This is a genomic window from Ochrobactrum soli (assembly GCF_003664555.1).
Taxonomy (GTDB): Bacteria; Pseudomonadota; Alphaproteobacteria; order Rhizobiales; family Rhizobiaceae; genus Brucella; species Brucella teleogrylli.
Map to the genome: position 1 here is coordinate 117,487 of NZ_RCHH01000007.1, position 14,405 is coordinate 131,891.

The window sequence follows — 14,405 nt, forward strand, 5'->3', positions numbered from 1 at the left end:
ATCTCCCGTTACTTCGCACCTTGCGGCGCAGCTGCGGCGCGGGCGAGATTGGCTTCATACTGATATTTGGCGGAGCGATATTGCTTCGGCCATGCGATCGAGTTGATGCCGATTTTTGCCGCTTCATGCAATGCCCAGGACGGGTCGGCAAGATGCGGTCGGGCCACGGCGCAGAGATCGGCGCGGCCAGCCGCGATGATCGAATTGGCATGATCGGCTTCCGAAATCGCACCGACGGCAATGGTCGGAATGTGGATTTCGTTGCGGATCTTGTCGGAGAACGGGGTCTGGAACAGACGGCCATAAACCGGCTTTTCTTCCTTCCAGACCTGTCCTGACGAACAGTCGATCAGATCGGCGCCAGCAGCCTTGAACATGTCGGCAAAGATCGCAGCATCTTCCGGCGTGTTGCCGCCTTCAAACCAGTCGTGACAGGAAAGACGAACCGAGATCGGTTTGTCCTGCGGCCAGACTTCGCGGATTGCGTGGAAGACTTCCAGCGGATAGCGCGCGCGGTTTTCGTAACTTCCGCCATATTCATCCTCGCGCCGGTTGGTGAGCGGCGAGAGGAAGCTCGACAGAAGATAGCCGTGTGCACAATGCAGCTCCAGCCAATCGACGCCCGCTTCTGCGGCGCGTTTGGTGGCGGCGACAAAATCCGCTTTGACCCGGTCCATGTCGGCGCGGTCCATCGCCTTCGGCGTCTGGCTGTGCTTGAGATAGGGCAGGGCGGAAGCAGACAGAAGCGGCCATGAACCCTCTTCCAGCGGCTGATCGATCCCTTCCCAGGCAAGCTTGGTTGCGCCTTTACGTCCGGCATGGCCGATCTGCATGCCAACCTTGGCATTGCTGTTGCCATGGATGAAATCGACAACGCGCTTCCAGCCTTCGGCCTGCGCATCGTTCCAGATGCCGAGACAGCCCGGCGTAATCCGCGCATCGGGCGACACGCAGGTCATTTCGGCAAAGACCAGTCCCGCGCCGCCCATGGCGCGGCTGCCGAGATGCACCATATGGAAATCGTCGATCAGGCCATCGGTCGCGGAATACATGGCCATCGGCGACACGACGATGCGGTTTGGCAATGTCACGCCGCGCAGCTTGTAGGGCGTGAACATCGGCGGCAGGCAACGCTCGTCTTCCGTCACGTTCAGCCCCTGCTTGCGGGCGAACCAGCGCTCATAGCCTTCCAGCCAGTTCTTGTCGCGCAGGCGCAGATTTTCGTGGCTGATGCGTTGCGAGCGCGTCAGCATGGAATACATGAACTGTTCCGGCTCCAGCGTGTCGGCATAACGTTGGCCGACGACCTCGAACCATTCCATGGCGTTGCGCGCGGCGTTTTGAATGCGTGCAACATCGACCCGGCGGATTTCCTCATAGGCATGCAGGACTTCAGGAATGCCTTCCTTGCCGTGACCGAGTTTCTGGAACTGGTTGGCCAGTTCAATCGCGTCGTCGATGGCAAGTTTGGTGCCCGAGCCGATGGCGAAATGCGCGGTATGGGCCGCATCACCCATCAGCACCACATGGGAATTGCCGTTGAAGTGGCTCCACTTTCCGCAAATCAGGCGGTTGAAGTTCAGCCAGGCCGAGCCGCGCATATGGCGCGCATTGGTCATCAGCGGTACGCCTTCCAGCGTTTCCGCAAAAAGCTTTTCGCAGAAATCGATGGATGCGGTCTGGTCCATCTGGTCCAGTCCATGCGCCAGATAGGCTTCCTCGGTAGTTTCGATGATGAAGGTCGAGGTCTTGTCGTCGAACTTGTAGATATGCGCCTGGAACCAGCCGTGATCGGTCTTGCGGAAATCGAAGGTAAAGGCGTCGAACAGCTTTTCCGTACCGAGCCAGATATAGCGATTGGGCCGAACGATCAGATCGGGTTCGAACACGTCCTCATAGCGATTGCGAATGCGGGAGTTCAGGCCGTCCGAAGCGATGATGAGATCGGCGTCCGGGAAATCGAGATCGCTTTCCACGTCGGTTTCAAACTGAAGCTTCACGCCCAGCGCTTCGCAGCGCAGCTGAAGAATGTTGAGCAGGCGCTTGCGCCCGATGCCGACGAAGCCGTGGCCACTGGTGCGCTGGCGCGTGCCCTTGAACAGAACCTCGATATCGTCCCAGTGATTGAAGGCGTCCTGTATTTCAGCCGCACTTTCCGGGTCCCAGACCTTCATGGATTCCATGGTCGCGTCGGAAAACACCACGCCCCAGCCGAACGTGTCGTAAGGGCGGTTCCGCTCCACGACCGTAATGTCATGTTCCGGATGAAGTTTTTTCATCAGAAGGCCGAAATAAAGGCCGGCCGGACCTCCTCCAATACACACGATACGCATGTTGAGTTCCCTTTCCGATATGCTGCCGACCGATATTTGCCGAACGGAGCCGGTTAATTATTTTAAGCTTAAAATATAATTAGGGGTTCTGGCGCGTCAAGCGAAAAAATCATAGTCTTTCCCACATCGCGTTTGGGAGGCGAGAAAATGCGCCCAAACAGAAATATGCAAATGCAATAATTATAATCGTTCTGAAAAGCGCTATTGACACAGTTTAGAATTGGAAAATATGCTGATGCAAATGAATTGATATTCCGGCGAACGGAAAAGGGGAATTGTCATGGCGGAGCGCTCATTCGCCCGTGAGGTCGAGGATCTGAAGCTCGGCGAAGGCGATATTTTCAGTGGCGAGGGCATTCTCGCCATCACCAAGGCGCTGTTGCAGTCAGGCGTGTCCTATGTCGGCGGCTATCAGGGCTCGCCGATTTCGCACTTGATGGACGTTCTCGCCGATGCGAAGGACGTGATGGAAGATCTCGGCGTTCATTTCGAATCGTCCGCATCGGAAGCTGCGGCTGCGGCCATGCTTTCCGCTTCCGTGATGTATCCGGTGCGCGGCGCAGTAACGTGGAAATCGACGGCTGGCACCAATGTCGCCTCCGACGCCCTGTCCAACCTTGCCTCTGGCGGGGTGACTGGTGGCGCGCTGGTCATCATCGGCGAGGATTACGGCGAAGGCTCCTCCATCATGCAGGAGCGCAGCCACGCCTATGCGATGAAATCGCAAATGTGGCTTTTGACGCCGCGGCCCAATCTGCCTTCGATCGTGGAAGCCGTTGAAAAAGGCTTCGAACTGTCGGAAGCCTCCAACACGCCGGTCATGTTGCAGGTGGGCATTCGCAGCTGCCATGTGCATGGTCAGTTTGTGGCGAAGGATAACAAGCGGCCCGCCCACACGCTGGCCGAAGCGCTGGAAAATCCAAGGCGCGATGTGAACCGCATCGTCCTGCCGCCTGCATCTTTCCTGCACGAGAAGGAAAAGCTCGAAAAGCGCTGGCCCGCAGCCGTCGAGTTTGTCAAAGCCAATCGTCTCAATGAATATTTCGGCCCGAAAGAGGGCGATGTTGGCATCATCCTGCAAGGTGGGCTTTACAACAGCGCCATGCGGGCCCTGCAGCAAATGGGGCTGGCCGATGTTTACGGCGAAAGCCGCGTTCCGCTCTATGTGATGAATGTCGCCTATCCGATGATAGACGATGAAGTCATCGACTTCGTCGCCGGCAAGAAAGCCGTGGTGATGCTGGAGGAGGGCGCGCCTGAATATATAGAGCAGGCGCTGCATACGCTGCTGCGCCGCCGTGATATCCAGACGAAACTGACCGGCAAGGATGTGCTGCCGCTGGGCGGCGAATACACAACGCCCGTGCTTTTGAAGGGTCTGACGGCATTCTTCGATGCGCATGCGCCCCAATTGCTCGGCAACCGTCCGCCGCTGCCCGATCCATCGCCGGTTCTGGCCGATGAGCGCGTCAAGGCGCTGGCAGAAGTGGTGCCGCCGCGCCCCGCCGGTTTCTGCACCGGTTGCCCGGAGCGCCCGATCTTCGCCGCCATGAAGCTGGTGGAAAAGGAGCTGGGCGAGCATCACGTGTCTGCCGATATCGGCTGCCACCTCTTTTCCATTCTGCCGCCGTTCAATCTCGGTGGCACGACCATGGGTTATGGCCTTGGCCCGGCCTCGGCTTCCGCTTTCAATGTGCCTGCGGGCAAACGCTCCATTTCGGTGATGGGCGATGGCGGTTTCTGGCACAACGGTCTCGCCACTTCAGTCGGCAATGCCGTTTTCAACAAGCAGGATGGCGTCATCCTTGTGGTCGACAATTACTATTCGTCGGCGACGGGCGGTCAGGATGTGATGTCCTCCAGAGCGATCAATCCGCGCCGCAAGACCAACAATTCCATCGTCGATGCAGTCAAGGGAATTGGTGCGGGCTGGGTTCGCCAGATCGACCACACCTATGACGTTGCCAAGATGCGCGACACGCTGAAGGAAGCGCTGACGACGGAAGAAAAAGGCCCAAAGATCATCGTGGCGTCGTCGGAATGCATGCTCAACAAGCAGCGCCGCGTGAAGCCGCAATTCGCCAAGGCCGTCAAGGACGGCAAGCGGATGGTCAAGCAGCGTTTCGGCGTCGATGAAGATGTCTGCACCGGCGATCACGCCTGTATCCGCCTGTCGGGTTGCCCGTCGCTTTCGGTGAAGCATACCGACGATCCGCTGAAGGACGATCCGGTCGCGGCCATCGACAATTCCTGCGTCGGTTGCGGCAACTGCGGTGAAGTTTCGGAAGCGGCGGTTCTGTGCCCGTCCTTCTATCGCGCCGATGTCATTCACAATCCGACGGGTTGGGACAAGTTCATGCATCGCCTGCGCTCCGGTGTCATTGGCTGGCTGCAAAAGCGCCGCCGCGCGTCGCGCATCGTCTTTGCGGATTGAGGAACAGGTCATGGCCACACTGAATGCATCGCCGTCCGCTCTTCTGTCGCAGGACAAACCACTGTCAATTGCCATTCTCGCCATGGGCGGGCAGGGCGGTGGCGTTCTGGCCGACTGGGTTGTCGCGCTTGCGGAAGCCAATGGCTGGGTCGCGCAGACAACTTCCGTGCCCGGCGTGGCGCAAAGAACCGGTGCGACGATCTATTATCTCGAACTGTTGCGGGCCCGCGAAGGGGCGCATCCGATCCTGTCGCTGATGCCGACGCCGGGCGACGTCGATATCGTCATTGCGGCTGAACTGATGGAAGCGGGGCGCTCGGTTCTGCGCGGTCTCGTGACGCCAGACAAGACCTTGCTCATCACCTCCACCCATCGCTCCTTTGCGGTGGGCGAAAAGGAAAAGCCGGGCGATGGCATCGGCAATCCGGTGGTCGTCGAGGACGCAACAGCCTTTGCCGCGCGCAAGACCATCGCCTTTGACATGGAAGCGCTGGCAACGAAAAGCGGCAGCGTGGTGTCTTCAGCTCTGTTCGGCGCGCTTGCGGCTTCCGGCGCTTTGCCCTTCGACAAAGCCGCTTTTGAAACGACGATCAAGTCTGGCGGCAAAGGCATTGAGGCCAGTCTCAGAGCTTTTGAAGCTGCCTATCAGCGCGCGCTTGGCGGCGCGAATGACAAGCTGGCGGCAACGCCCGCAAAGCGGCTCGACCCTCTGCCCGAACGGTCCGATCATCCAGCGCTGGATAGGCTTATCCAGCGCATTCGCAGCGAGTTTCCGGGTGAATGCCATCCGATGTTTTTCGCAGGCATCAAGAAACTTACCGAGTTTCAGGACCCGGCCTATGCGGATGAATATTTGACCCGCTGCGCTGCCTTGCTCAAGGCCGATCGCGATAATGGCGGTGCGGCGCATGGTTTTGCCTTCACCGAACAGGCGGCAAAATATGTCGCTGTCGCCATGGCTTATGACGATGTGGTCCGGGTGGCGGATATCAAGGTGCGCGGCTCGCGGTTCGAGCGGGTGCGCAAGGAAATCGGCCTCAAGAAGGACCAGATCGCCTATACGACCGAATATATGCACCCGCGCATGGAAGAAGTGTGCGGCACCTTGCCGAAAGGCATCGGCGCATGGATTGAAAATCGCCCCAAACTCTTCGCGTGGCTCGACAAGCGTGTCAGCAAGGGTCGCCGGGTAAACACGGGAACGCTGTTCTGGTTCACCGGGCTTTATGTCGTTTCGGGCCTGCGTCGTTTCCGGCGCGGCAGCCTGCGCCATCAGCGTGAGGTCGAACATCGTGAAGCCTGGCTGGCACAGGCGCTGGCTGTCTTGCCCAAGAACTATGATCTCGCGGTCGAGGTTCTTGGTTGCCGTCGTCTGGTCAAGGGCTACTCCGATACGCATTCGCGTGGCCTGTCGAAATTTGACCGTGTCCTATCCGCCTTGCCTGTTCTGACTGAGCGGGACGACGGCGCGGCCTGGCTCCGGCGTCTGCGGCAAGCCGCCCTGCTGGACGAACAGGGCATCGCGCTCGATGGCGCGCTGAAGACAATCGCGACGCTCTGACAAAGAGCGCGCCCCGCCAATTCAAAATAAAAGGGGAAAGCTATGTCTCAAGCCCAGAGCATAGACGCGCCGGCTGTTGCCGGAAAGGAAATATCGGCAGGCAAAAGCCTGCTCGTCGTCGGCCTGTGCTGGCTCGCGATTTTCGCGGAAGGCTATGATGTCGGTGTCATCGGGGCCATTCTGCCCGCCTTGTCGGTCGATCCGGTCTGGCAACTGACGCCGATAGAGCTTGGTGCCATCGGCAGTTACACGGTGATCGGCATGCTGATCGGCGGCATTCTTGCTGGCACGTTGAGCGAGCTTCATGGACGCAAACCGCTGTTCATCGCCTGCATCACCCTGTTTTCGCTGTGCATGATCGTCAGCGCCATGGCGCCGTCCCCGTTCATCTTCGGATTGAGCCGGTTCATTTCGGGCATCGGTCTTGGCGGGATTATTCCGGTCGCAGCCGCGCTGACAGTGGAATATTCCCCGATCAAGAAGAAGAGCTTCAACTACGGTCTCATGTATTCGGGCTATTCAATGGGATTGCTTGCCGCAGCCTTGTGCGGTCGCGGTTTTCTTGAAGCGCATGGCTGGCGCACCATCGTGCTGATCGGCGCCATCCCGCTGCTGTTTGTCCCGATCTTCCTCGCATTCCTGCCGGAAAGCGTGGAATCGCTGGTCCAGCGCGGCAAGCATGATGCGGCGCGCAAGACGGCGGCACGCATGGGCGTTGGCGTTCCGGCGGCGATTGTCCGCAAGCATGGCAAGGTTGGCTGGCGCACGGTGTTCGGTGAAATCTTCTCCCCGAAAAAGGCGTTCGAAACCGCCTGCTTTTGGATCGCGCTCTTCATGGGTCTGCTGCTGGTTTATGGCCTCGCACAATGGCTGCCGCAGATCATGCGCAAGAACGGTTACGACCTCGGCAACAGCCTGCTGTTCCTCGCGGTCTTCAGTCTCAGCTCGGCAATCGGCGGTATTGTGCTTGGCACTTGGGCGGATCGCTTCGGTGTGCGCCGCACGGTCGCCTGTTCCTATGCGCTGGGTGCGCTCGGCATTGTGGCGCTTGCCTTCAAGGGTTCGCTCCTGATGAATTATGTGTTTGTGGCCATTGCCGGTTTCGGCACCGTGTCGGCATCGCTGGTTCTGACAGGCTTTCTGGCCCAGCGGCTCGATTCCTCGATTCGCTCCGCCGGAACTGGCTGGGCGCTGAGCTTCTCGCGCATTGGTGCGCTGTCGGGCCCGCTTCTGGGCGGCTTGATCGCAAGCCTCAATGTCGGCCCGCAGTGGAACTTCTATATCTTTGCTATCGTTGCCGCTTTGGCAGCTGTGGCAACCGCGCTGATCCCGTCACGCTCGACGGATTGATGGTCTGACAATTCCGGCTCGCTTTCTTGAAGCGGGCCGGTTTAAAGTTCGTTTTTACGGATATTGCGCAGCATTTTCTGCAAGGTGCCGACAAAGGCGCGATGCTCGTCTTCATCGATGCCTTCAAACAATTGCAACAGCAGATCATACATGACCGGCCATGCTTCGTTGAAGATGTTGCGGCCTTCTTCGGTCATCGAAATATCGCGGATGCGCATGTCTTCTGCGCGTGCCTGACGGCGGATGTACCCCTGCTCTTCAAGCGAATCGAGCGTGCGGCTCATCGTTGATTGTTCGGTCACGGTAAAGACCGCAAGCTCGTTGATCGTCGCCGAAGGGGTGACACTCAAGACGGCAAGCGTGCGCAATTTGACCGTCGTGATCTGGCGGCCTTTCAGCGCTTCCGCAAGGTTTGCATTATAGCGCGCCATCAGGCGGTTCATCAGGTAGGGCGCAAAACTGTTCAGGCCGATCTCGCCCAGCGAACGCGCGGGGTTCTCCTCCTGATGCTCGGAAGCCAGAACCGTACCTGAGAAGCGTTCCTCCATGAATTCCCTCGTCATCGATCATGGTTGCAACAGTCATGCGCCGGATGCATTTTGGCATCAGGCGCAACAAGGCGCTCTCATCGGTGTTAATATCGGTTGCGGAAAGATGCCAGTGAAAAGCGAGCCTGAAACGACAATCGCATCGACCTTCCCGCCCAGATCTCTGAAAACACCGCCGGTTTGACCGTCGGATCGCAGGTTGGTGTTAGGGGCAGAGAAATTGGACGGCGCGGCTTTCGGGATCGCAAAGCGTATCGATCACATTGCAATGATGCGTGCTGTCGATTTCCCAGGCGCTGGTCTCGATCCCCAATCCGTACCAGATGTTTGCCAGCAGCGTATTTTGCCGCCTGAATTCCATCAGCTCGTCGCCGCCGACACAGCAATGCACGGCGATGTCCGTGCGCGGGCGCTGGAGAGCTGCGCTTTCCGCGACAGCTTCTGCGGCATCCATATGGAAAATATCGTTCATTGCGGTCTTGAGCAGCGGGCGCAGATCATGCAGCCCGCTGATTGAAAGAACACGCCTGATCCGTTCTGCCGTTGCGGCGGCAATGGGCGCGTTTTCGCAGGCCATGCGGCTGACCAGATGCCCCCCGGCTGAATGGCCGGTCAAGGCAATGTCGCCGTCCACTTCCTGCGCCAGATGGTCGAGGAAGCGACCGATTTCCAGCGTGATGCCGGAAATCCGTGTTTCGGGGCAGAGCGTATAGCTTGGCATGGCCACGCGATAACCGCGCGCAAGCGCGCCTTGCGCCAGATGCGACCAGAAACTTTTATCCAACCCCTTCCAATAGCCGCCATGGACATACACAACGGTGCCCTTGGCCGAGCCGTCCGGCAGGAAAAGATCGTAGTGGTTGCGTGCGCCGTCGCCATAGGCAATGTCGGGTATCAAACGGCCCTGATCGCGCATTTTTTCGCGAAAGCTGGAGGCCAGTTCCGTCCAGCGCGGCGGATAGCTGGCGGAATCGCTGATAGCTTTCATATTGTCATAGGCGGTATCGAAGTCGTGAAGCACTGAATTCTCCTGCATATCCATGCGCAAGCCGCGTCAGGCGCGGGCTTCGCTAGCCGCCTGCGCACGCAGGGCGGATCGCTGCAATTTTCCGGATTCCGTCTTGGGCAGGCTGGAAACCCAGCATATCACGCGCGGATATTTATAAGGCGCGAGTTCGCTTTTGACATGGCTTTGCAGAGTTTCCTGCAAGTTCTGGTCGCCATTATAGCCCTCGTTCAGCACCACATAGGCTTTTACGATGCAGCCCCGTTCGTCATCGGGCGCTGCCACCACGCCGCATTCCGCCACGGCCGGATGCGCGAGCAGGCTGGCCTCGACCTCCGGTCCGGCAATGTTGTATCCGGCGGAAACGATCATGTCGTCATTGCGGGCCTGATACCAGAAATAACCGTCCTCATCCATGACATAGGTATCGCCGGTAATGTTCCAGCCGTTCTCGACATATTTGGTCTGGCGCGGGTCGGCCAGATATTTGCAGCCGAGCGGCCCGCGAACGGCAAGGCGTCCGGGCGTGCCGGGCGCGCATTCCTGCCCGTTGTCATCGATCACGCGCGCTTCATAGCCGGGGATTGGCTTGCCAGTCGCGCCGGGGCGAATATCCTTTTCCGGCGCGGAGATGAAGATATGCAGCATTTCCGTGGCACCGATGCCGTCCGCCAGCGAAAGCCCGGTGGCGCGTTTCCACGCTTCGAAAGTGGGGAGCGGGAGGGCCTCACCGGCTGAAACACATTTGCGCAGCGAGGAAAGATCATATTGATCGATCTTTGAAAGCACGGCGCGGTAAGCGGTCGGCGCGGTGAAACAGACAGTCGGCTTATATTCGCCGATGGCGAGCGCCAGATCATGCGGCGCGGTCTTTGCCGGAAGCACTGTGGAAGCGCCAATTCGGAACGGAAACAGGACCAGCCCGCCAAGACCGAAAGTGAAAGCCAGTGGCGGCGAGCCAATGAAGATGTCGTCTTCAGTCGCGTCCAGAATGTGATGCGCATAGCAGTCACAAACGATCAGCAGGTCGCGGTGGAAATGGATGGTCGCCTTCGGCAGGCCAGTGGTGCCGGATGTAAAACCGAGCAGGCAAGGATCATCGCCGCGTGTCGCGACCGCCTCGAAATCGCTGGATGCATCGGCCAGCAATGCGCCAAGCTCTCCGTCTGCATTGCCTTCCCATGTCACCAATGTTTTGACGAAACCTGTCTGCGCCACAGCATTTTGCATTTCGCCGATCAGAGCATGATCGCAAAAGGCAATGCTGATTTCGGCCTTGTCGATGATCTGGACCAGCTCGCGGGCGCGCAAAAGCGGCATGGTCGCGACCACGACACCGCCTGCCTTGATGATCGCCATATAGAGCGCAATCTTGGTCGGGTTATTGCCCGAGCGAATCATCACGCGATTGCCGGGTTTCATGCCAAGCTTGTCGGTCAGCACATTGGCGATCTTGTTGATCATCGCGGCAAGATCGCGATAGGTCCAGCGCACGCCCGGCGCCTGCAAGGCGATGCGGTCGCCTCTGCCGTTTGCCAGATGGGCGTCCACCAGCTCGGTGGTCGCGTTCAGCTGTTCCGGGTAACCGAGTTCTTCAAGGTTGATGATATCCGGTAGAAGTTCCGCAGCCGGGAGATTATCCAGAACGAATGTGTCCACATGAGCGCTGGGGTGCATGCTCGTCTCCTGTAGTGCCAGTAATTTGCGTTCGATTGCATGGTCAAACGTGCAAGTAACGTTCCTTGATGTCCGGGGTGTTCAAAAGGGCGGCGTTGTCGCCGCTCCACACCACACGGCCTTTCTCGATGACCACGTGACGGTCGGCAAAGCGCGCCAGCGCATCGACATTCTTGTCGATGACGAGGATCGCTTCGCCCTCATCCTTGATGTTGCGCAGGCAGGACCAGATTTCTTCGCGCATCAGCGGCGACAGGCCTTCCGTCGCTTCGTCCAGCACAACCATTTTCGGATTGGTCATCAGGGCGCGACCGACCGCCAGCATCTGCTGCTCGCCGCCGGAAAGCTGGTTGCCCATATTGCGCCGTCGTTCTTTCAGGCGTGGAAACATCCGGTAGATGCTCTCCAGCGACCATTTGCATGAGCGCGCATCCGCGCGCCGGGTGGCCAGTAGGTTTTCCTCGACACTGAGCGTCGGGAATATCTGTCGTCCCTCCGGGACCAGCCCTAGCCCCTCGCGGGCTATCGCATGGGGCGGCTTGCCGGTCACGTCATGACCATTGACGATGACCTTGCCGCCCTTGGGCGGCAGCAAGCCGAAGATCGACTTGATGGTTGTCGTCTTGCCCATGCCGTTTCTGCCGAGAATGGTAACGACCTCTCCCGCGCCGACTTCAAAATCGATGCCAAAGAGAATGCGGGACTGGCCATAGGCGTTCTGAAGCCCTTCAACTTTCAGCATCAGGCGGCCTCCTCTTCACCGAGATAGGCGGCGCGTACGTCCGGGTCGGAGCGTACGGCGGCGGGTGTTCCCGATGCGATGACGCGCCCGTAGACAAGCACGCTCACCTGATCGGCCAGCGAGAAAACGGCATCCATGTCATGCTCGATCAAAACCAGCGTGTGGGTCTGGCGCAGGGAGCGCATCAATTCGACCAGCACCACGGATTCCTCGTGGCTGGTGCCAGCCAGTGGCTCGTCGAGTAGCAACATCTGCGCTTTGGTGGCAAGCGCGATGGCAATCTCAAGCTGGCGCTTTTCGCCATGCGACAGCGCTCCAGCCCGGCGATGGGCGCGGTCGTCCAGCCGCACGCGGGCAAGTGCCGCCATGGCTTGCTCGTTGATTTCGGCCTCCTTGCTCGCCGCCCGAAAGAAGCGGAAGCTTGAGCCTGATCGCGCCTGAACGGCCAGCGCAACATTGTCCAGCACGCTGAAACCTTCCAGAACCGAGGTGATCTGAAAGGAGCGCGCAAGGCCCAAGTGAACACGCGCGGGCATGGCCAGACCGGAAATGTCGCGACCGTCAAAGACGACCGAGCCACGGTCACTTTTCAGATTGCCCGAAAGCTGATGGATCAGCGTGGTCTTTCCAGCACCGTTCGGGCCGATCAGCGCGTGAATTTCGCCGCGTTTGACGGTGAGATTGACGCCGTCCGTCACCTTGAGCGCGCCGAAGCTCTTGTGCAGGTCATGGACCTGAAGCAGTTCATCCGACATCGGAACCTCCACGCAGCTTGCGGATCAAGCCGCCAATACCGTCGCGGCTGAAAAGCACGACGAGGACGAGGAAAAGGCCGAGACCGAGTTTCCAATGCTCGGAGAAATGCGCCAGCACTTCTTCCAGCACGATGAAGGCGGTTGCGCCGAGGACTGGGCCGATCAGCGTGCCCATGCCGCCCAGCACGACCATGACGATCAGTTCGCCGGAGCGCTGCCAGCTCATGAAAGCAGGTGAAACGAACTGGATCTGGTTGGCGAGCAGCACACCGGCAATCGCCGCCGCCACACCGGCAATCACATAGGCGGTGAGCTGAAACGAGAAGGGCGAGAAGCCGATGGCGCGCATGCGCACCGGATTATCCCGCGTTCCGCGCAACACACGACCGAACCGGGAATGCACCAGCATACGGAAGGTGAGAAACGCACCGACCAGCAGCGCCAGCACGAAATAGAACAGCACCAGATTGCTGGAAAGCAGCGTATTGCCGAACAGCGTGGAACGGGTCGACAGCGTCATGCCGTCGTCGCCGCCAAAGGCCGACAGGGAGACCATGAAGAAGAAGGCCATCTGACCAAAGGCCAGCGTGATCATGATAAAATAAACGCCGCTGGTTCTGAGTGAAATATAGCCCGTGACGAGCGCGAAGAGCGCTGCAGCAATGATGGCCGCGACCAGCTGCAAGATCAGATCGTCAATGCCATAGCTGGACAGGATGCCGACCGCATAAGCGCCGATCCCGATATAGGCCGCATGACCAAAGGAAACGAGCGCGCCGTAACCCATGATGAAGTTGAGCGAAAGCGCGGCCAGCGCAAAGATCATGATGCGGGTGACGATCACGAGGAGGAAGCTGTCGCCGAGAACGGAGGCAAGAAGCGGCACGATTGCAAAGGCTGCAAAGACCAGCCACGGGCCTGCATCCAGCAAAGGCGAAGCTCGGCGCTTTGCCTTTTTCGGCATGGCGGTGTCGCGCGTGCTGTTATGGGTAATCTCGCTCATCGCGTTCCTCCCTGTGCCGGGAAGAGACCTGTCGGGCGGAAATAGAGCACGGCTGCCATCAGAATATAGGTGAGCATCGGCACCAGCGTGCGGCCCATTTGGGAGGCTGCGGCGGGGTCGAGCAGGTTGCGCAGCAGCATCGGCCCGAAGGTGCGGCCAAGCGTATCGACCAGGCCGACGGCGATGGCCGCAACAAAAGCGCCGCGCACGGAACCGACGCCGCCGATCACGATGACGACGAAGGTCAGGATCAGGATGGAATCGCCCATGCCGGGATCAACCGAGAGGATGGGCGAGACCATGCCGCCGGCAAAGCCCGCAAGCATCGCGCCAAGTCCGAACACCACCATGAACAGGCGGCGGATATTGATGCCAAGGGCCGACACCATGTCGCCATTGGTGGCACCGGCGCGCAGCAGCATGCCGATGCGCGTGTGATTGACGAGGACATAGAGACCTGCCGCCGTCAGAAGCCCAGCTGCGATGATCAGCAGGCGATAGACGGGATAGCGCAGGTTTCCGAAAAGCTGGATGGAACCGGAGAGCGATTCCGGCATCGGCACGCTGAGCGGCGCTGCACCCCATATGATCTTCACCAGTTCATTCACGATCAGGATCAGCCCGAAGGTCGCCAGAACCTGATCGAGATGGCTTCGTTCATATAGTCGTCGAAAGACCAGCACTTCCAGCACGATGCCGATGACAAGCGTGACGGGAAGCGCGATCAAAATGCCGTAGAAGAAACTGCCGGTCATGGCAGTGAAACTCGCGGTCAGATAAGCGCCGACCATATAAAGCACGCCATGCGCCAGATTGATCAGGTCCATGACGCCGAAGATCAGCGTCAGCCCGGCGGCGACGAGAAAGAGCAAAATGCCGAACTGAATCCCGTTAAGGGATTGCAGTAGAAAAAGATTGAGCATGGGGGATGTCCGGAACTCGTTGTACTGAAGCCCGGGCCACGCCAGACGGGCTGGCGTGACCTGTTTCAGACTT

The 14,405-nt window shown here is 59.1% G+C and carries 11 protein-coding genes; 3 read left to right on the forward strand and 8 right to left on the reverse strand.

Features of this window, described 5'->3' with window-relative positions; translation table 11 throughout:
• Nucleotides 1–8: 8 nt before the first annotated feature.
• A complete protein-coding gene (locus tag D8666_RS14090; RefSeq protein WP_109366837.1) occupies nucleotides 9–2,333 on the reverse strand; it encodes a bifunctional salicylyl-CoA 5-hydroxylase/oxidoreductase in 2,325 nt (774 codons plus the stop codon).
• Between the two features lie 280 nt (nucleotides 2,334–2,613).
• Here D8666_RS14090 and D8666_RS14095 point away from each other — a divergent pair, with 280 nt between their 5' ends.
• The 3 genes from D8666_RS14095 to D8666_RS14105 are packed head-to-tail and all read left to right on the forward strand — an operon-like array spanning nucleotide 2,614 to nucleotide 7,678.
• Nucleotides 2,614–4,767, forward strand: a complete 2,154-nt coding sequence (locus tag D8666_RS14095) for a ferredoxin family protein (RefSeq protein ID WP_109366838.1) — start codon at nucleotides 2,614–2,616, stop codon at nucleotides 4,765–4,767.
• Nucleotides 4,768–4,777: 10 nt separating this feature from the next.
• The gene (locus D8666_RS14100) at nucleotides 4,778–6,328 is read left to right on the forward strand and encodes an indolepyruvate oxidoreductase subunit beta family protein (RefSeq protein WP_109366839.1); all 1,551 of its coding nucleotides are present in this window, start codon (nucleotides 4,778–4,780) and stop codon (nucleotides 6,326–6,328) included.
• A gap of 42 nt (nucleotides 6,329–6,370) precedes the next feature.
• Nucleotides 6,371–7,678 carry an MFS transporter gene (locus tag D8666_RS14105; protein ID WP_109366840.1) on the forward strand — a complete coding sequence of 436 codons (1,308 nt, stop codon included), beginning with the start codon at nucleotides 6,371–6,373 and terminating at the stop codon, nucleotides 7,676–7,678.
• 41 nt (nucleotides 7,679–7,719) lie between these two features.
• Here the strand turns inward: D8666_RS14105 and D8666_RS14110 are convergent, their stop codons facing one another.
• From D8666_RS14110 to D8666_RS14145, 7 genes are all read right to left on the reverse strand, one after another.
• Entirely contained in the window at nucleotides 7,720–8,226 is a 507-nt protein-coding gene (locus D8666_RS14110; RefSeq protein ID WP_010659191.1) for a MarR family winged helix-turn-helix transcriptional regulator, read from the reverse strand.
• A 205-nt stretch (nucleotides 8,227–8,431) separates the two neighbouring features.
• Entirely contained in the window at nucleotides 8,432–9,247 is an 816-nt protein-coding gene (locus D8666_RS14120) for a hormone-sensitive lipase (RefSeq protein WP_109366842.1), read from the reverse strand.
• 33 nt (nucleotides 9,248–9,280) lie between these two features.
• A complete protein-coding gene (locus D8666_RS14125; protein ID WP_109366843.1) occupies nucleotides 9,281–10,909 on the reverse strand; it encodes a benzoate-CoA ligase family protein in 1,629 nt (542 codons plus the stop codon).
• 43 nt (nucleotides 10,910–10,952) lie between these two features.
• Nucleotides 10,953–11,651 (reverse strand): ABC transporter ATP-binding protein, encoded by a 699-nt coding sequence (locus D8666_RS14130; protein ID WP_109366844.1) that lies wholly within the window; start codon nucleotides 11,649–11,651, stop codon nucleotides 10,953–10,955.
• The gene (locus tag D8666_RS14135) at nucleotides 11,651–12,406 is read right to left on the reverse strand and encodes an ABC transporter ATP-binding protein (RefSeq protein ID WP_109366845.1); all 756 of its coding nucleotides are present in this window, start codon (nucleotides 12,404–12,406) and stop codon (nucleotides 11,651–11,653) included. The genes D8666_RS14130 and D8666_RS14135 overlap by 1 nt, the downstream gene beginning before the upstream one ends.
• On the reverse strand, nucleotides 12,396–13,409 hold the full coding sequence (locus tag D8666_RS14140) for a branched-chain amino acid ABC transporter permease (RefSeq protein WP_109366846.1): 1,014 nt from the start codon (nucleotides 13,407–13,409) through the stop codon (nucleotides 12,396–12,398). Before D8666_RS14140 ends, D8666_RS14135 begins: the two co-directional genes overlap by 11 nt.
• A complete protein-coding gene (locus D8666_RS14145; protein ID WP_109366847.1) occupies nucleotides 13,406–14,332 on the reverse strand; it encodes a branched-chain amino acid ABC transporter permease in 927 nt (308 codons plus the stop codon). Before D8666_RS14145 ends, D8666_RS14140 begins: the two co-directional genes overlap by 4 nt.
• Nucleotides 14,333–14,405: the final 73 nt, after the last annotated feature.

Bases quoted from the DNA above. Each gene is read 5' to 3' on its own strand.
- D8666_RS14090 (WP_109366837.1), bottom strand. From the start codon at position 2,333: ATGCGTATCGTGTGTATTGGAGGAGGTCCGGCCGGCCTTTATTTCGGC.
- D8666_RS14095 (WP_109366838.1), top strand. From the start codon at position 2,614: ATGGCGGAGCGCTCATTCGCCCGTGAGGTCGAGGATCTGAAGCTCGGC.
- D8666_RS14100 (WP_109366839.1), top strand. From the start codon at position 4,778: ATGGCCACACTGAATGCATCGCCGTCCGCTCTTCTGTCGCAGGACAAA.
- D8666_RS14105 (WP_109366840.1), top strand. From the start codon at position 6,371: ATGTCTCAAGCCCAGAGCATAGACGCGCCGGCTGTTGCCGGAAAGGAA.
- D8666_RS14110 (WP_010659191.1), bottom strand. From the start codon at position 8,226: ATGGAGGAACGCTTCTCAGGTACGGTTCTGGCTTCCGAGCATCAGGAG.
- D8666_RS14125 (WP_109366843.1), bottom strand. From the start codon at position 10,909: ATGCACCCCAGCGCTCATGTGGACACATTCGTTCTGGATAATCTCCCG.
- D8666_RS14130 (WP_109366844.1), bottom strand. From the start codon at position 11,651: ATGCTGAAAGTTGAAGGGCTTCAGAACGCCTATGGCCAGTCCCGCATT.
- D8666_RS14135 (WP_109366845.1), bottom strand. From the start codon at position 12,406: ATGTCGGATGAACTGCTTCAGGTCCATGACCTGCACAAGAGCTTCGGC.
- D8666_RS14140 (WP_109366846.1), bottom strand. From the start codon at position 13,409: ATGAGCGAGATTACCCATAACAGCACGCGCGACACCGCCATGCCGAAA.
- D8666_RS14145 (WP_109366847.1), bottom strand. From the start codon at position 14,332: ATGCTCAATCTTTTTCTACTGCAATCCCTTAACGGGATTCAGTTCGGC.